This window comes from Streptomyces atratus, assembly GCF_040655115.1.
GTDB classification, from domain to species: Bacteria; Actinomycetota; Actinomycetes; order Streptomycetales; family Streptomycetaceae; genus Streptomyces; species Streptomyces atratus_D.
In genome coordinates this window covers 1-17,421 of record NZ_JBFAJH010000013.1, presented here as the reverse complement: position 1 = coordinate 17,421, position 17,421 = coordinate 1, and the positions used below count along the sequence as shown (strand labels likewise).

The 17,421-nt window shown below is 71.1% G+C and carries 14 protein-coding genes; 11 read left to right on the top strand and 3 right to left on the bottom strand.

All coding sequences use genetic code 11. The annotated features are described in order from the left end of the window. Positions 1-267 precede the first annotated feature (267 nt). Both AB0I23_RS17085 and AB0I23_RS17080 read left to right on the top strand, forming a co-directional pair. The gene (locus AB0I23_RS17085; RefSeq protein WP_359110001.1) at positions 268-4,104 is read left to right on the top strand and encodes a glycosyltransferase; all 3,837 of its coding nucleotides are present in this window, start codon (positions 268-270) and stop codon (positions 4,102-4,104) included. Next, positions 4,101-5,633 (top strand): DUF5719 family protein, encoded by a 1,533-nt coding sequence (locus tag AB0I23_RS17080; protein WP_359109999.1) that lies wholly within the window; start codon positions 4,101-4,103, stop codon positions 5,631-5,633. The genes AB0I23_RS17085 and AB0I23_RS17080 overlap by 4 nt, the downstream gene beginning before the upstream one ends. 108 nt (positions 5,634-5,741) lie before the next feature. Here the strand turns inward: AB0I23_RS17080 and AB0I23_RS17075 are convergent, their stop codons facing one another. Further along, the gene (locus AB0I23_RS17075; protein WP_078840371.1) at positions 5,742-6,185 is read right to left on the bottom strand and encodes a metallopeptidase family protein; all 444 of its coding nucleotides are present in this window, start codon (positions 6,183-6,185) and stop codon (positions 5,742-5,744) included. Positions 6,186-6,507: 322 nt separating this feature from the next. Between AB0I23_RS17075 and AB0I23_RS17070 the strand changes: the two genes are divergently transcribed. The 8 genes from AB0I23_RS17070 to AB0I23_RS17035 all read left to right on the top strand — a co-directional run bounded on the left by AB0I23_RS17070 (position 6,508) and on the right by AB0I23_RS17035 (position 14,894). Next, on the top strand, positions 6,508-6,885 hold the full coding sequence (locus tag AB0I23_RS17070) for a DUF3499 domain-containing protein (RefSeq protein ID WP_359109997.1): 378 nt from the start codon (positions 6,508-6,510) through the stop codon (positions 6,883-6,885). A gap of 94 nt (positions 6,886-6,979) precedes the next feature. Further along, positions 6,980-8,344 (top strand): phosphomannomutase/phosphoglucomutase, encoded by a 1,365-nt coding sequence (locus tag AB0I23_RS17065; RefSeq protein ID WP_359109995.1) that lies wholly within the window; start codon positions 6,980-6,982, stop codon positions 8,342-8,344. A gap of 322 nt (positions 8,345-8,666) precedes the next feature. Next, positions 8,667-8,849 carry a Trm112 family protein gene (locus AB0I23_RS17060; RefSeq protein ID WP_030927015.1) on the top strand — a complete coding sequence of 61 codons (183 nt, stop codon included), beginning with the start codon at positions 8,667-8,669 and terminating at the stop codon, positions 8,847-8,849. 99 nt (positions 8,850-8,948) lie between these two features. Continuing rightward, the gene (locus AB0I23_RS17055; RefSeq protein ID WP_359109992.1) at positions 8,949-10,085 is read left to right on the top strand and encodes an SIS domain-containing protein; all 1,137 of its coding nucleotides are present in this window, start codon (positions 8,949-8,951) and stop codon (positions 10,083-10,085) included. A gap of 68 nt (positions 10,086-10,153) precedes the next feature. Next, positions 10,154-11,320: a mannose-6-phosphate isomerase, class I gene (gene manA / locus AB0I23_RS17050; RefSeq protein ID WP_359109990.1), complete on the top strand. Its 1,167-nt coding sequence runs from the start codon at positions 10,154-10,156 to the stop codon at positions 11,318-11,320. A gap of 87 nt (positions 11,321-11,407) precedes the next feature. Further along, on the top strand, positions 11,408-12,394 hold the full coding sequence (locus AB0I23_RS17045) for a cation diffusion facilitator family transporter (protein ID WP_359109988.1): 987 nt from the start codon (positions 11,408-11,410) through the stop codon (positions 12,392-12,394). A 248-nt stretch (positions 12,395-12,642) separates the two neighbouring features. Next, complete coding sequence (ahcY, locus tag AB0I23_RS17040; RefSeq protein WP_359109986.1) at positions 12,643-14,100, top strand: adenosylhomocysteinase; 1,458 nt, start codon at positions 12,643-12,645, stop codon at positions 14,098-14,100. A 182-nt stretch (positions 14,101-14,282) separates the two neighbouring features. Next, positions 14,283-14,894: a hypothetical protein gene (locus AB0I23_RS17035; protein ID WP_359109984.1), complete on the top strand. Its 612-nt coding sequence runs from the start codon at positions 14,283-14,285 to the stop codon at positions 14,892-14,894. Here AB0I23_RS17035 and AB0I23_RS17030 read toward each other — a convergent pair. Beyond that, on the bottom strand, positions 14,891-15,877 hold the full coding sequence (locus AB0I23_RS17030) for an RDD family protein (RefSeq protein ID WP_359109982.1): 987 nt from the start codon (positions 15,875-15,877) through the stop codon (positions 14,891-14,893). The two genes, AB0I23_RS17035 and AB0I23_RS17030, sit on opposite strands and share 4 nt — an antisense overlap. A 119-nt stretch (positions 15,878-15,996) precedes the next feature. Between AB0I23_RS17030 and AB0I23_RS17025 the strand changes: the two genes are divergently transcribed. Then, positions 15,997-17,004 carry a stage II sporulation protein M gene (locus AB0I23_RS17025; protein WP_359109980.1) on the top strand — a complete coding sequence of 336 codons (1,008 nt, stop codon included), beginning with the start codon at positions 15,997-15,999 and terminating at the stop codon, positions 17,002-17,004. A gap of 233 nt (positions 17,005-17,237) precedes the next feature. On the opposite strand, the gene AB0I23_RS17020 is transcribed toward AB0I23_RS17025, so the two are convergent. Further along, positions 17,238-17,421, bottom strand: a 184-nt coding sequence (locus AB0I23_RS17020) for a hypothetical protein (RefSeq protein WP_359109979.1), incomplete at its 5' end; no start/stop codon positions are given.

Below are 17,421 nucleotides of genomic sequence, written 5' to 3'. Positions count from 1 at the left end.
GCCCCGATGGCCCGCCGCCTGCACCCTGCCCGCAGGCGGCGGGCCATCGCCGTGTCCGCACACCCTCGTGTTGACGCCGGTGCGGCCGCTCCGCAACGTCGCCCTCCGGTCGCCCCCGTTCAACCGCTCGGCGTCACCCCGGTCATCCATACCGTTAGTGTGGGGCCCCGTCCGAGACGCGCCAACGCCCCGACGGAGCGCGCGTGTACACCGATGCAGCCCCCGGGGGGACGCCCCCCCGGACCCGGCCGGAGGGCCCGTACCTCGATGTCCGTGCACAGCCAATCGACGGCGCCGTACGCGGCCGCCGCCGCCCCAGAGTTCCCCCGGCACGTCGTCACCGCCGTGCTGGTCGCCCACGACGGCGCCCGCTGGCTGCCCGCCGTGCTGGCCGGGCTGCTCGGGCAGGAACGTCCCGTACAGCAGGTCGTCGCCGCCGACACCGGCTCCGCCGACGACTCGGCGCGGCTGGTCACCGACGCGCTCGGCGCCGAGCGTGTCCTGCACCTCGCACGTCGTACGAGCTTCGGTACGGCCGTCGACGAGGCGGTTCGCACGGCCGGTGAACTCACGCCCGAGGATCTGCCGTACCTGAAGCGCCCCAGTGGCTGGGACCCGGTCACCAGGAGCTGGCGCGACGACGCGTACGACCTGCCCGAACTGCCGCACGGCGAACCAGTGCAGTGGCTCTGGCTGCTCCATGACGACTGCGCACCCGAGCCGGACGCGCTCGCCGAGCTGCTGCGCGTCGTCGAGACCGACCACCATGCCGGGATCGTCGGCCCCAAACTCCGCGGCTGGTACGACCGCAAGCAGCTCCTCGAAGTCGGCGTCTCCATCGCCAACAGCGGACGCCGCTGGACCGGACTCGACCGCCGCGAGCAGGACCAGGGCCAGCACGACCAGGTCCGTACCGTGCTCTCGGTCTCCTCCGCCGGCATGCTGATCCGCCGTGACATCTGGGAGGAACTCGGCGGGTTCGACCGCCGGCTCCCGCTGATGCGTGACGACGTCGATCTCTGCTGGCGCGCGCACGCCGCCGGACACCGGGTCCTCGTCGCCCCCGACGCCGTCCTACGGCATGCCGAGGCATCCGCCCGGGAACGCCGCCCCATCGACTGCGCCGGACGCTCCGTCGCCTCCCCGCACCGCGTCGACAAGGCCGGTGCCGTTTACACGATGCTCGTCAACGCCCGCGGCAAGCAGCTGCCCTGGGTGCTGCTCCGGCTCGTCCTCGGCACCCTGCTCCGTACCCTGGCCTATCTGGTCGGCAAGGTGCCCGGCCAGGCAGTCGACGAGGTCACCGGACTCTTGGGCACCCTGCTGCGCCCCGGCAGGATCCTCGCGGCCCGCCGCAGGCGCGGCAAGGGCGTCGTGGACGCGACCGAGCTGCGCGGGCTCTTCCCGCCGCCCGGCGCGACCGTCCGCGCCACCGTCGAGCAGGTCGCCGGAAACTTCGGCAGCCGATCCGACGCCGATTCCGGCGGTTCACGACATGGCGCCGTCGAGTCCGGACCGGGCGGTGACGACGCCGACTTCCTGGAGATCGAGCAGTTCGCCCGGCTGAAGCGGATCGGCCGCAAGCCCGGCCCGGTCCTCTTCGCAGTCCTGCTCCTCGTCTCCCTCGTCGCCTGCCGCGGCCTCCTCGGCGGCGGCGCGCTGGCGGGCGGCGCGCTGCTGCCCGCACCCGCGGACGTCTCCGACCTGTGGGGGCGGTACGCGGACGGCTGGCACCCGGTCGGCACCGGCGGCACCCAGACCGCACCGCCCTACCTTGCCGTGATCTCCGCCCTGTCCGCGCTGTTCCTCGGCTCGACCGGCTTCGCGCTCACGCTGCTGCTCGTCTGCTCGGTCCCGCTCGCCGGACTCACCGCGTACTTCGTCTCCCGCCCGCTCCTCGAATCACGACTGCTGCGGGCCTGGGCGAGCATCGTGTACGCCTTCCTGCCCGCCGCGACCGGTGCCCTCGCGACCGGCCGCCTCGGCACCGCCGTACTGGCGATTCTGCTTCCGCTGGTCGCCCGCGCCGCCGTCTCCGCGTGCGGGATGCGCGGCCATGGGGACACCCGCGGCAGTTGGCGCGCCACCTGGGCGTACACCCTTCTCCTCACCCTCGCGATGGCCTTCACGCCCATCGTCTGGCCGCTCGCTGTCGTCCTCGGCATCGGCGTCCTCGTGCTGCGCCGCGACGACATCGCCGCCTACGGACTCCGCTTCCTCGCCACGATCGGCACTCCGCTGCTGGTCCTCGCGCCGTGGTCGCTGTCGCTGCTCAGCAGCCCCTCGTCGTTCCTGACCGAGGCGGGCCTGGACTTCGGTACGGGTACGGCCTCCGCACTCGACCTGCTCGGGATCAGCCCCGGCGGCCCGAAGGCCGCGGGCGGCGTGCTGCTGCTCGGCATCGTGTTCGCGGCGCTGGCCGCTCTGCTGCGCGGGGAGCGGCAGTTCGCGATCCGTGCCGCATGGGCCGTCGCGCTCGTCGCCCTGGTCTTCGCCGGGCTCGCCAACGGCTCCGGCTGGGCCGGGCCCGCCACCCTCGTCTACGGCATCGCGCTGATCTCCGCCGCGCTCGTCGGCGCGGACGGCGCCCGGGTACGGGTCGCCGAGCTCAGCTTCGGCTGGCGGCAGCCCGTCGCCGCCCTGATCGCCCTCGCCGCAGTGCTGGCCCCGGCGCTGGCCGCCGCCGGCTGGATGATCGGCGGCGCCGCGGGCCCGCTGGAGCGCCGTGACCCGGTGCAGGTCCCCGCGTTCGTCGCGGAGGAGAGCAGCACCCGCGACCAGCCACGCACCCTGGTCCTGGGCGGCACCTCGCCCGCCTCTGTCGCATACACCCTGGTCCGCGGCTCCGGCGCGCGGCTCGGCGACGCGGAACTGGCTGAGTCAGTCGGCTCCAACAGCCACCTGGACAAGGTGGTCGCCAACCTGGTCGCGGGCTCGGGGGCCGACCAGGGCAGCCAGCTCAGCGGCTTCGCCATCCGTTACGTACTCGTACGGGACGGCGCGCCGCGCGAGATGAGCCGGGTGCTCGACGCGACCCCGGGTCTGAGCCGGCTGAGCCAGCTCGACGGCAGCGCGCTGTGGCGCGTGGACCGTCAGGTCGCCCGCATCATGATCGTCCCGTCCGGCACCGGCGGCGAACAGCTGCCCGTCGGCTCCTGGCCGGTCGAGGCGCACTCCAAGATTCCCGCGGGCGGCTCCGGCCGCGTTCTGCGGATCGCCGACGCCGCAGACGCCGGCTGGCAGGCCACGCTGAACGGCCGGGCACTGACCGCCAGGACCGTGGACGGTTGGGCACAGGGCTTCGAGTTGCCCGCCGAGGGCGGCACGCTGGACCTCACGTACGAGACGCCGATCACCCACACCGCGTGGATCTGGGCCCAGGCCGCGCTCGGTGTGCTCCTGCTGGTCCTGGCCCTGCCGGGCCGCCGCAGGGAGATCGACGACGACCTGCCCGAGGAGGACCTGACGGTTCCGGCGGAGCCGGTCGCGGGCGAGGGACGCCGGGCGCGCAGGCTGCGCGCCGCCGCGGAGGCGGAGGCGGCATCCGAGGACGCCGAGCCGACACCGGACGAGGCAGGGGAGAGCATCCCCGCGCAGCAGACGACCGACCCGTACACCGAGCAGTCCGAAGCGCAGGACCCGTACGGCGAGCAGTCCGCGGTACAGGACCCGTACGCCCAACCGGACGACGACGGCCAGTACGCCCCTGTACCGCAGCAACCGCAGTACGGCGAGTGGGACACCCAGCAGTACCAGGGCGCCGACTACACGCAGTACCAGGGCGAGCAGCCGCCCGCCGGCGATCCGTACCAGCGGGGCACCACCCCGGCGTACGACCCGTACGGCTACCCGCAGCAGCAGTACGACCAGAACCAGGGCGCGTACGACCAGGACCAGGGCCAGTACAACCAGGGCCAGTACGACCAGAACCAGGGCGCGTACGACCAGGGCCAGTACAGCCAGTACGCCCCACAGCCCCCGTACGACCCGCAGGCCCCCTACACACCACAGCCCCCGTACGACCCGCAGAACCCCGACGAGAACCCCGCCCCGGCCCCGAGTCCGTGGCCGACCGGTAACGCATCGCGAGGCGAGTCCGAGTGAAGTCCACCAGCCTGTCCCTCATCGCGGGCACCGTAGCCCTTGCCGCCGTCACCGGGTTCGCCGCGCTCACCGCGCCGGGCGGCGCGGACGCAGGCGAGGCGAAGGCCGCCGCACGACTGCCGGTGGAGCGGTCCAGCCTGCTCTGCCCGGCGCCCGGCCTCTCGGAACTCGCGGAGACGACGTACACGTCCTTCACCCCGGTGGCAGGCAGCGGCGGCGCGGCAGGCGCCGCCGAACTGATGCCGTCCGTCTCCACCACGGCGGACGCGGGCGACGACACCACCGCCGAGACGGACGGGAGGGAGGACAAGAGCAAGAAGGCGGACTCCGACAAGCCCGTCGTCTCCCTCAAGAAGCCGGGCACACCGGCCACCGCCGAGGCGTCCGGCTCCGACGCCCCCGCCCTGGTCGGCACCGCCACCGGCGCTCTGGCCCCAGGCTGGACCACGCAGCAGACCACCACGGTCAGCGCGGGCGCCTCCCGCGGCCTGCTCGGGGTCAGCTGCACCGGACCCGACACGAACTTCTGGTTCCCGGCCGCCAGCACCGCGAAGTCCCGCGAGGACTACGTCCACCTCACCAATCCGGACGACACGGCCGCGGTGGCGGACATCGAGTTGTACGGACCGGACGGCTCGCTCAAGTCCGATGCGGGGGAGGGCGTCCCGGTCCCGGCCAGGTCCAGCGTCCCGGTCCTGATCTCCACCCTGACCAGCGAGGCGGCCGACGACGTGACCGTTCATGTCACCACGCGTACCGGCCGGGTCGGCGCCGTCGTCAGGGCCGCGGGCGACGACACCGGCAGCGACTGGCTCGCCGCCTCCGTCGACCCGACGGGCACCCTCGTCCTCCCTGGCATCCCGGCGGACGCCACGGACGTCCGGCTGGTGGCCTTCGCCCCCGGCGAGGACGACGCCGACCTGAAGGTGAAGCTGCTGGGCAGGAACGGTGCGATCTCACCGGCCGGACACGAGGATCTTCACATCAAGTCGAACATGACCGCAGGCGTCGACCTGAAGGACGTCACGAGGGGTGAAGCGGGCTCCCTGCTGCTGACCCCGGCGGAGAGCGGACGGGCCACTCCGGTGGTGGCGGCGCTGCGTGTGGTCCGGGGCACCGGCGACAAGCGGGAGGTCGCGTACATCCCGGCGACCGGACCGGTGGGCGCGCAGGCCACCGTGGCCGACAACCGGGCGAAGGGCTCGACGCTCTCCCTTACGGCTCCGGGCGCCACCGGGAAGGTGAAGGTCACGGCCTCCGCGGGCAGCGAGGGCGGCGAACAGACCGTCCAGACGTACACGGTCAAGGCCGGTACGACGATCGCCGTCACCCCGCCGGTACCCGCCGGGCTCAAGGGCAGCTACGCGCTGACGATCGAGACGGAGTCGGGCGGTCCGGTCCATGCCGCGCGCACCTTGTCCCTTCCGGAGGGCGGGATCCCGATGTTCACGGTGCAGACGCTTCCGGACGACGGCGGAACGGTCGAGGTACCCGACACCGAACAGGACCTCTCGGTCCTGGACGAGTGAGCAACGGGTACGGGGAGGGGCCGGCGTCGGCCCCTCCCCGTACCACTGGGGTCTTTCGTTTGGATCATGCCGGACCCCGCGAGCCCGGCGTGATCCGAACGAGAGGCCCTAGTCCTGCCCGTACCGCGGATCCACCGACTCCGGTGACAGCCCGAGCAGCTCCGCGACCTGCTCGACCACGACCTCGTGCACCAGCAGCGCACGCTCGTCGCGGTTCTTGGTACGGATCTCGACGGGTCGCCGGTAGATGATGATCTGCGCGGGCCGGTCCTTCTCCGCGGACACCGCACGCCCCAGCGGTACGGTCTCCTCCTGCGGCCCCGGCACATCGAGGACCATGAAGTCGACATCGGCCAGCTGAGGCCAGCGCCGCTCCAGCCGCTCCACCGAGTCCTGTACGAGATCACGGAAGTTCTCCGCCCTGGTGGCCGAGAGTGGCACCTGGGGCGGGGCGACGGGGCCGCGCATGCCGCGGCCGTGGCGGTCACGACGGCGCGGTCGCGGCTCGGACCGCGGCTCGGACGGGTGGGGCGGCGGTACAGAACTGTCCATCACCGACGCAGCGTAACCCTCTGCGGGGCAGGCGGATCGCCCGTCACCGACAGCACAGCGGCATGTCCACACTTGAACATTCCGGCCAAGCTTGAGCCCGTTTCAGGCCCGGTCCGCGACCACCGCTCTCCTATGTACTGACAGCTTATGTACCGAGTGGTGACCGAAATCGTTGCCGTTGCGACCTGCGCTTCCCTCTTCCCGCGCAGGTCAGGGCAGTTGCCCGAAAGACGGTTGTGCCGGAGGTCACAGTGCGACACGGTGGGGTGACCTGAGGGAGAGTCGTCGCAGCCCGCTCAAGAGTGCGGTACCGTCCAACATCGTGAGCCCTGTACGTCGCTGTTCGCGCACCGCGTGCGGCCGCCCTGCCGTCGCGACACTGACGTACGTCTATGCCGACTCGACTGCGGTCCTCGGCCCGCTCGCCACCTACGCCGAGCCCCACTGCTACGACCTCTGTGCCGAGCACAGCGAGCGACTGACCGCGCCACGCGGCTGGGAAGTCGTCCGGCTCGCCGACCCCTCCGTGCCCACCCGCCCCAGCGGTGACGACCTCGAAGCGCTCGCCAACGCCGTGCGGGAAGCAGCGCGTCCGCACGACCGCGCGGCCGAGGCCAGAGGCGGCGGCCCGCACGCCGCGGACCCGATGGAGGTCGCGCGCCGCGGTCACCTGCGGGTCCTGCGCTCCCCCGACTCCTGAAGCGGTCGACCACCGAACGACGACATCCCCCCGAGGGCCCGCGGCCCGGCCGGGTAGTTTGGGCGGTCCGAAGAAATCTCAGGAGGACCGGCCCGTGGCTGCTGATCTGTCGCAGATCGTGAAGGCGTACGACGTGCGCGGAGTCGTGCCCAACCAGTGGGACGAATCGCTGGCCGAGCAGTTCGGGGCGGCATTCGTCGAGGTGGCGGACGCGGAGGCGATCGTGATCGGCCACGACATGCGCCCGTCGTCGCCCGGCCTCTCGGCGGCGTTCGCGCGCGGCGCGGCGGCACGCGGTGCGGACGTCACCCTGATCGGCCTCTGCTCCACCGACCAGCTGTACTTCGCCTCCGGCAGCCTGGGTCTGCCCGGGGCGATGTTCACCGCCTCGCACAACCCGGCGCAGTACAACGGCATCAAACTGTGCCGGGCGGGCGCCGCGCCAGTCGGGCAGGACACCGGGCTCGCCGAGATCCGTGCCCTGATCGAGAAATGGGCCGAGCAAGGCGTACCGCAGCCGGTCACCACCCCCGGCACCGTCACGGACCGCGACACCCTCACCGACTACGCGGCCCACCTGCGGTCCCTGGTCGACCTGACGGCCATCCGTCCGCTGAAGGTCGTGGTCGACGCGGGCAACGGCATGGGCGGCCACACCGTCCCCACCGTCTTCGAGGGACTGCCGCTCGACATCGTCCCCCTGTACTTCGAACTGGACGGCACGTTCCCCAACCACGAGGCCAACCCCCTCGACCCGAAGAACCTCGTCGACCTCCAGGCCCGGGTGCTGGCCGAGGGCGCCGACCTGGGCCTCGCCTTCGACGGCGACGCGGACCGCTGCTTCGTCGTCGACGAACGCGGCGAGGGAGTCTCCCCGTCCGCGATCACTGCCCTGGTCGCGGCGCGCGAACTCGCCCGCAACGGCGGCAAGGGCACCGTCATCCACAACCTGATCACCTCCTGGTCGGTCCCCGAGGTGGTCCGCGAACACGGCGGCACCCCCGTCCGCACCCGCGTCGGCCACTCCTTCATCAAGGCGGAGATGGCCGAGCACGGCGCGATCTTCGGCGGCGAACACTCCGCGCACTACTACTTCCGCGACTTCTGGAACGCCGATACCGGCATGCTCGCCGCCCTCCACGTCCTCGCCGCTCTCGGCGGCCAGCCGGGCCCGCTCTCCGATCTGGTCGCGCAGTACGACCGCTACACCGGCTCCGGCGAGATCAACTCCACGGTCGACGACCAGCCGGCCCGCACGGCGGCGGTACGCGCATCCTTCGAGTCGCGCGACGGCGTCACGCTCGACGAACTGGACGGTCTGACGGTCGCGGCATCGGATTGGTGGTTCAACCTCCGGGCCTCCAACACGGAACCCCTGTTGCGCCTGAACGTCGAGGCCCGGGACGCGGGGACGATGAAGGCGGTACGTGACGAGGTCCTGGCCCTGGTCCGCGCATAAGGACACCCTTTCGTCCCGAGCGACCATTCAGCCTTTCGTCCCGAGCGATCATTCAGCCCGTCCGGTTTTTGAGGACCGGGGTCCGGGGCGGAGCCCCTGTTTCGGGAAGGGACAGGCAGGGGGCTGCACGCTCCAGCCTCTGCACCCACTCCGCCCCGCCCCTGCACCCACTCCTGCCCCACCTCGCACCCCGCACCCGCACCCCTGCGGACCCCCACCAGGGCCGGGCCAGGCCGCGCCCCCGCCACCCCGGCGGTAGGCTGACGACGCCTGATCCGCGTGAACCGAACAACCACGTTCGAATGCCGAAGGGACCCACCCCATGCCGCTCGAAGCCGGCCTCCTGGAGATCCTCGCCTGCCCGGCCTGCCACTCGCCGCTGGACGACCGCTCGGCAGCCGACAGCCCCGAGCTGGTCTGCACCGGCACGGACTGCGGCCTGGCCTACCCGGTACGGGACGGCATCCCCGTCCTCCTCGTCGACGAGGCCCGCCGCCCCGCGTAACAGCGAGTCACGGGACCGCCGCCACGCGCCACATCGTCGGCCCCGCCCCGTACACCGCAGACCTCACGCTGAGCAGCACGTGATCGGAGGCCCGTCCCCATGCTCGACGAGTCGTTGCTCGACGCCCCGGAAGCACTGGCCCGAGCCGACCGCCGCGGTCTGCTCCGTGGCGCCGCCGAGGCCGGGGCGCGCGTCCGCACCGCCTCCCGGCACGCCGCGGAGGCCGGGATCACCGAACTGACCCCGGAGGGCCGGCCCCGCGCCGTCATGGTCGCCGGCTCCGGCACCGCCGCAACCGGCGTCGCCGACCTGATCTCCGCGCTGGCGGGCGCCTCGGCCCCCGTCACCCGTATCTCTCCTTCCGGCGTCGCACCCGCCGCGGGCGCGATGCGCTGGACGCTCCCCGGCTGGGCCGGCTCCGTCGACCTGCTGCTGATCGCCACGGCCGACGGCTCCGAACCCGGCCTCGCTCTCCTCGCCGAACAGGGGTACCGGCGTGGCTGCACGGTCGTCGCCGTCGCCCCCCACCGGTCCCCGCTGCGCGAGGCGGTCGACGGGGTGCACGGCCTCGTCGTACCGATGGCATCCGCCCCGCACGGCGAGTACGACGCCGAGACGTCGGCCGCGGGCCCCGGCACGCTCTGGGCCCTGTTCACGCCGCTGCTCGCCCTGCTCGACCGGGTCGGCCTGGTCACCGCAACCCCCGAGGCGCTGCAGGGCGTCGCCGACCGCCTCGACCGCACCGCCGAACGCTGCGGCCCGGCCATCGCCACATACAGCAACCCGGCGAAGACCCTCGCCGCCGAACTCGCCGACAGCCTGCCCCTCATCTGGACGGAGGGCGACGCGGCAGGACCGGTCGGGCGACGCTTCGCCGCCGTCCTCGCCGAACTGTCCGGCCGCCCGGCCCTCGCCGCCGAACTCCCCGAGGCGCTCCCGGCCCACGGAGCGCTGCTGGCGGGCAGCTTTGCCGCCGGAGCCGACCCCGACGACTTCTTCCGCGACCGGGTCGACGAGACGGAGCCCCTGCACGCCCGGGTCGTCCTGCTCCGGGACCGGCCCACCGGCGGCCTGAGCGCCGCCCCGGCCGCCCGCGAACTCGCCCTCGGCCACGACACGGCGATCAGCGAACTCGAGCCGGAAGAGGGCACCGAACTCGAAGCCCTCGCCGAACTCCTCGCAGTCACCGACTTCGCCGCCGTCTACCTGTCCCTGGCGTCGGCATCTCACCCCTGACCCGCTCCACCCCACCGCGCGATCCCCGCATCTCACGATCCCCGCATCTCACGAGGACGAAAATCTCCATGGACCGGCTCTCCAACACCGTGCGCCCTTACGCCTGGGGCTCCACCACGGCCATCCCCGAACTGCTCGGCATCGCCCCCACCGGCGAGCCCCAGGCCGAGATGTGGATGGGCGCCCACCCCGGAGCCCCCTCCCGCCTCACCCGCATATCGGGCACCGAGGAGCCCCTCACCGACATCATCGCCGCCGACCCCGAGGGCGAACTGGGCCCGGCGACGGTCGAGAAGTTCGGCCCCCGCCTCCCCTTCCTCCTCAAGCTGCTCGCGGCGGGCGCACCCCTCTCCCTCCAGGTCCACCCCGACCTCGCGCAGGCCAAGAAGGGGTACGAGGACGAGGAGCGCCGCTCCGTCCCGATCGACGCACCCCACCGCACGTACAAGGACGCCAACCACAAGCCCGAACTGATCTGCGCGCTCACTCCGTTCGAAGGCCTCTGCGGCTTCCGCCGGCCCAGCGAGGCGGCCGAGGCGATGGCGGCGCTCGACGTCGACTCCCTCAAGCCGTACGTCGATCTGCTCGACGCCCACCCCGAGGAGGCGGCCCTCCGCGAGGTCCTCACGGCGATCCTCACCGCCGACCCTACGGAGATGGCGGAGACGGTCACCGCGGCGGCCGCCGCCGCCGAACGCCTCGGCGGTGCCCACGCCCCGTACGCCCGCATCGCACACCACTTCCCCGGCGACCCGGGTGTCATCGCTGCGATGCTGCTGAACCACGTACAACTCCAGCCCGGCGAAGCCCTGTTCCTCGGTGCCGGCGTCCCGCACGCGTACCTCGGCGGCCTCGGCGTCGAGATCATGGCCAACTCGGACAACGTGCTCCGCTGCGGACTGACGCCCAAGCACATCGACGTCCCCGAACTCCTCGGCATCGTCCGCTTCGAGGCGGCCGACCCCGGCATCCTGCGCCCCGAGGCGTCCCCCTCCGGCGAGGAACTGTACGAGACCCCGGTCGACGAATTCCGGCTGTCGCGCTTCGACCTCTCACCCGGCGCCGCCCCCGTGGACCTGACCAGGTCCGCCCCCCAGATCCTGCTCTGCACCGCCGGTGCGCCGCGCGTCGGCACGCTCGGCCTCGCCCCCGGCGCCTCGGTCTTCGTGCCGTCGGGCGAAAAGGTCGAAGCGTCCGGTACCGGCACACTGTTCCGTGCAACAGTGGTGGCCTGACGCACCGTCCGAACCAGCGGCTGCAACAATGTCCGGCCGTACCGCGGCGCCAGGGCCGCACCATTGACGAAGGGACACCAGGCACCCATGAGTGCGTCAGGCGGAACCAAGGCCATCGTGGCGGCGCTCGGCGCCAACCTCGCGATCGCAGTGGCCAAATTCGTGGCGTTCCTGTTCAGTGGCTCGTCGTCGATGCTCGCGGAGAGCGTCCACTCGATCGCCGACTCGGGCAACCAGGGGCTGCTGCTGCTCGGCGGCAAGAAGGCCCAGCGCGAAGCCACCCCCCAGCACCCCTTCGGCTACGGCCGTGAGCGCTACATCTACGCCTTCCTCGTCTCCATCGTCCTGTTCTCGGTCGGTGGCATGTTCGCGGTGTACGAGGGTTACGAGAAGGTCCGGCACCCGCACGAGATCGAAGCCTGGTACTGGCCGGTCGGCGTGCTGATCTTCGCGATCATCGCCGAGGGCTTCTCCTTCCGGACCGCCATCAAGGAGTCCAACGAGACCCGGGGCGAGCTCACCTGGACCCAGTTCGTCCGCCGGGCCAAGGCCCCCGAGCTCCCCGTCGTCCTCCTGGAGGACCTCGGCGCCCTGATCGGTCTGGTCCTCGCCCTCGGCGGTGTGGGCCTGGCCCTCGCTACCGGCGACGGCGTCTGGGACGGCATCGGCACCCTCTGCATCGGCACCCTGCTGATCATCATCGCAATCGTCCTCGCCGCCGAGACGAAGTCGTTGCTGCTCGGTGAGGCCGCCGGCACCGACCAGGTCGACAAGATCAAGGCCGCGGTCGTCGACGGCGAAACCGTCACCCGCATCATCCACATGCGTACGCTCCACCTCGGCCCGGAGGAACTGCTGGTCGCCGCGAAGATCGCCGTCCAGCACGACGACACCGCCACCGAGGTCGCCAACGCCATCAACGCCGCCGAGTCCCGCATCCGCGAAGCCGTCCCGATCGCCCGGGTCATCTACCTGGAACCGGACATCTACAACGAAGCGGCCGCCGCCACGGGCACCAATCCGGCCACGGCCCCGAATGCCCCCGACGCCGGCCCGGCCGATTCCGGCCACTGACACTCCCGATCCCGCTTCCTGCCGCTCCCGGCCCCGAGCGGGCTGGGAGCGACCGGGCCCATCGGTGTAGATTCGATGACAGTGTCAGACGTCGCTGCTGATGGCGGTCGGCCGCTCCGCTCCTGCGGACCGGGCGAGGGAGAGAGGGCCTCCGACGACTGCGCTGCGAGCGCCCGGGCATTCGTGTGCCCGCCGCCGCAGAGCCAGCCGTACCCACCCTCGACACCCATTACGAGGAGCAGCCCGTTATGACGACGGTCGCCAATCGACAGGACTTCAAGGTCGCCGACCTCTCCCTTGCGGAGTTCGGCCGCAAGGAGATCACGCTCGCCGAGCACGAGATGCCCGGCCTGATGTCGATCCGCAAGGAGTACGCCGCCTCGCAGCCGCTGGCCGGCGCCCGCATCACCGGCTCGCTGCACATGACCGTGCAGACCGCCGTGCTGATCGAGACCCTGGTCGCCCTCGGCGCCGAGGTCCGCTGGGCCTCCTGCAACATCTTCTCCACCCAGGACCACGCCGCCGCGGCCATCGCCGTCGGTCCGAATGGCACTCCGAACGCCCCCGCCGGCGTCCCGGTCTTCGCCTGGAAGGGCGAGACGCTCGAAGAGTACTGGTGGTGCACGGAGCAGGCCCTGACCTGGCCGAACACCCCCACCGGCGGCCCGAACATGATCCTCGACGACGGTGGTGACGCCACCCTCCTCGTTCACAAGGGCGTCGAGTTCGAGAAGGCCGGAGCGGCCCCGGACCCGTCGACCGCGGACAGCGAGGAGTACGGCCACATCCTCACCCTGCTGAACCGCACCCTCGGCGAGTCCCCGCAGAAGTGGACCCAACTGGCGTCCGAGATCCGCGGCGTCACCGAAGAGACCACGACCGGTGTGCACCGCCTGTACGAGATGCACCGCGACGGCACCCTCCTCTTCCCGGCGATCAACGTCAATGACGCCGTCACCAAGTCCAAGTTCGACAACAAGTACGGCTGCCGCCACTCCCTGATCGACGGCATCAACCGTGCCACCGACGTCCTCATCGGCGGCAAGACCGCCGTCGTCTGCGGCTACGGCGACGTGGGCAAGGGCTGCGCGGAGTCCCTGCGCGGCCAGGGCGCCCGCGTGATCATCACTGAGATCGACCCCATCTGCGCCCTGCAGGCGGCGATGGACGGCTACCAGGTCGCCACCCTCGACGACGTCGTCGCCCAGGCCGACATCTTCGTCACCACGACGGGCAACAAGGACATCATCATGGCCGCTGACATGGCCAAGATGAAGCACCAGGCGATCGTCGGGAACATCGGCCACTTCGACAACGAGATCGACATGGCCGGTCTCGCCAAGATCGAGGGCATCGTCAAGGACGAGGTCAAGCCGCAGGTCCACACGTGGACGTTCCCCGATGGCAAGGTCATCATCGTGCTGTCCGAGGGCCGCCTGCTGAACCTGGGCAACGCCACCGGTCACCCCTCGTTCGTGATGTCCAACTCGTTCGCGGACCAGACCCTGGCCCAGATCGAACTCTTCACCAAGCCCGAGGAGTACCCGACCGACGTCTACGTGCTGCCCAAGCACCTCGACGAGAAGGTCGCCCGCCTCCACCTTGCCGCGCTCGGCGTCAAGCTCACGACGCTCCGCCCCGAGCAGGCCGCCTACATCGGTGTCGAGGTCGAGGGTCCGTACAAGCCCGACCACTACCGCTACTGATCCGGCACTGATCCCGCCCGTCGGCGGCGCCGATCACCACAGCCGATGACCGGTCCAGAACCGCCCTGACGGACGGACCGGCCCCACCTTCAGCAGCAGATACGAGCGCAGGCCCCCGCACCCCCGTGTCGGGGGCCTGCGTCGTACCCCTCCCGCACAGCCCGAGGAACCCGAAGGACCCCATGCCCCGCGGCCGCTATTCGCTCCACGATCCCCACGACCACACCCCCCTCGGGCAAGAACACTTCCAATGCGCCCCGGGCCCCTCCGGCTGGCGCTACGTCTCCCGGACCACCACCCCCTCCGGGGACCACCTGGGCTCCGTCGACCTCACCCTCGACGAATTCGGCCGCCCCATTCGCCTCGAACTCCACGCCGCGAGCTGGCAGATCCGCGGAGCCGCCCTCGAAGGCGTCACCTGGGTCCGCACCGACCCGACCGGCACTCATGCCACCGAAGGCAATGTCCGCGCCCACGCCTTCACCGGCACTTCCCCCGCTTTCCTTGTCGCGACCTCACGACTGCTGCGCCTCACCCCCCGTTCCCCCGCAACCCGCGTCCGCCTCGTCGCCTTCACGGACCCGGTCCTTGCCCCCCGTACCGTCGACCAGTCCTGGGCCCTGGTGAAGAGTGAAGCGCATGCCACTGACAGTGGCCCCCTGATGGTGGACGAATACCAGGTCAGCGCCCTGGATACGGGCGAACAGCACACCATCCACATCGCCGGCGACGTGGTCCTCTCGGCCCCCGGCATCGAGCTCGAAGACCTGGAATCCCCGCCCTCCCCTCGCTAGGCGGGCGGCGCAAACCCAGTACCCGGAGTCCGCACTGGGGACCCAGGAACCCCAGGAACCCCAGGAACCCCAGGAACCCCAGAGACTTCGGAAACCCCGGAGGCCTCAGGGCCGACAGCCCCCACAGGAGCCACCCGGCCCGCAGGTTCCGACGCAGTCTTCACGCCCCCCGCGCCCTCCACGCCGCTCCATCCGTCCACGGGCAGACCCGTGCCCCCCGGGGAAACCCTCTGCGCTGCGGCGAACACCCGCCGCGCATCCCGCGCCTGCCGCTCGTTCACCACGCCGGTCAGATACGCCGCAGCCGGTACCCCTTCCGGGACGGGAACCCCCGTACGCGCCGCCAGTTCCCCACTCAGCCGCGTGGCCATCGACCACCCCACCTCCGCATCGAGTTGGTTCATCCGCGTCAGGTATTGCCGTACCGCCAGCCACAGCTCGTCCGGCACCGCCGACAGATCAAGCCCGGCGAACCGCCCGACCAACCACGGCGGCGGAGGCGGCACGGCGACTCCCCGCCCCGCCGGCACCCGCTCCCGTACGACGAGTGTCCCCGCGAAGACATCCCCGATCCGCCGCCCTCGCGCCGACACCAGCGACGCGATGGATGCGACGACTCCGAGCGTCATCAGAATCTCGACGACTCCCATCGCACCGCGCACCAGCGCGTGCCGGAACCGGATCGGCCCGCCGTCGTCCCGCACCACCCGCAGTCCGCACGCCAGTTTCCCCAGCGAACGGCCGTGGCTGAGGGTCTCCACCGCGATGGGCCCGCCCACCAGCACGAGCAGAAACGTGGCGACGGCAATGGCCGCACGCGCCGCCTCGTCCAGAGCCACCGCCGCGACGGTCAGCCCGATCGAGACCAGGATGAACACCGTCCACACCACGAAAAGATCGATCGCCAGAGCCAGCGCCCGACTCGGCAGTTTCGCCGGCCTCAGCCCCAGCACGACCGCGTCCCCGGTCACAAGCTCACTCATCGCTGCCCACCCTTCGCCGATCTTCCCTGCCGCTCGGGAGCTCAGTCTGCCAAGCTGACCCGCAGCGCGCCGCAGTAGTACGGACCCGTACGCCCCCATGCCTGGAGCAGCAGCCGACCATGGATCTCGACGTCTTCGTGACAGCCCACCGCACCGAGTGGGACCGCCTGGATCACCTCCTGCACCGCGGGCGCCGTCTCACCGGCACCGAAGCCGACGAACTCGTCGCTCTTTATCAGCGGACAGCCACCCATCTCTCACTGATCCAGTCCGGTGCACCGGACCCGATGCTCACCGCGCGCCTCACCCAACTCGTGGCTCGCGCCCGGTCCACCGTGACGGGCACCCGCCGGGCCACTTGGCGCGACGCCACCCGCTTCCTGACAGTCGGCTTTCCCGCAGCGGTCTACCGCTCCAGACACTGGTGGATACCCACGGCCGTCCTCTCGACGCTCCTGGCAGCACTCATGGGCTGGTGGATCGGCACCCACCCGGCGGTCCAGTCGGCGATCGCCGCCCCGGACGACCTCCGCCGCATGACCAGCCCCGGAGGGGAGTACGAGACGTACTACTCCAGCCACCCCGCCGCTTCGTTCGCCGCCCAGGTCTGGACGAACAATGCTCAGGCAGCCGCGATGTGCCTGGTCCTGGGGGCGTTCCTCTGCTTCCCGGTGATCTGGATCCTCTTCGTGAACGTCGTCAACCTCGCAGTGGGCATCGGCCTGATGTCGTCGGCCGGCCGCCTCGACACCTTCCTCGGTCTCGTCCTCCCGCACGGCCTGCTCGAACTCACTGCGGTATTCGTTGCCGCCGGTACGGGCCTCCGCCTCGGCTGGACGGTCATCGACCCCGGCCCGCAGACCCGCCGCTCCGCCCTGGCGCAGCAAGGCCGAGCCGCCATCGGCATGGCCATCGGTCTGGCCCTGGTCCTGTTCGTCTCGGGCGTGATCGAAGGCTTTGTCACCCCCTCGGGTCTCCCCACCTGGGCCCGTATCGCCATCGGTATCGCGGCCGAGCTGGCGTTCCTCGCGTACGTCCACGTACTCGGCGGCCGCGCGGCCCGAGCCGGCGAAGTAGGAGACCTCGACGCCACCGAGCGAAGCGCCGAGCTCCCGGCCGCCGCCTGATGTGCGTACGACCCCGCTGACCTGCTAGTCTCCTCCTCGCCCCAGAAGACCATTGACATGGTGGACGTGGGGAGGTAGATTCAAACGGTTGAGTCGGACTGGACAGGTTCGAGCCCAACTGTTAATGTGTACCTCGCTCTCAACGGGAACCGGGTTTCCGCAGAGCCATTGATTCCCTTATCTCCAGCAATGAAGCCGATTAGCTCGGCGGAAATGCTTCTGATAAAGTCGAATCAGCCGAAAGGCAAAGGCCTTCCAATGGCCACCGGAATCAAATTCGGACCGGAAACGGAAACGAAAAAGAGTCTGGTAAGGTTGGAACCGCCGGAAAGGGAAACGCGAAAGCGAAGAACTGGAAAGCGGAGTAACAAATCTTCTGCTTCGCAGAGGGCCCGCTTCGACCGGGAATCGGACACG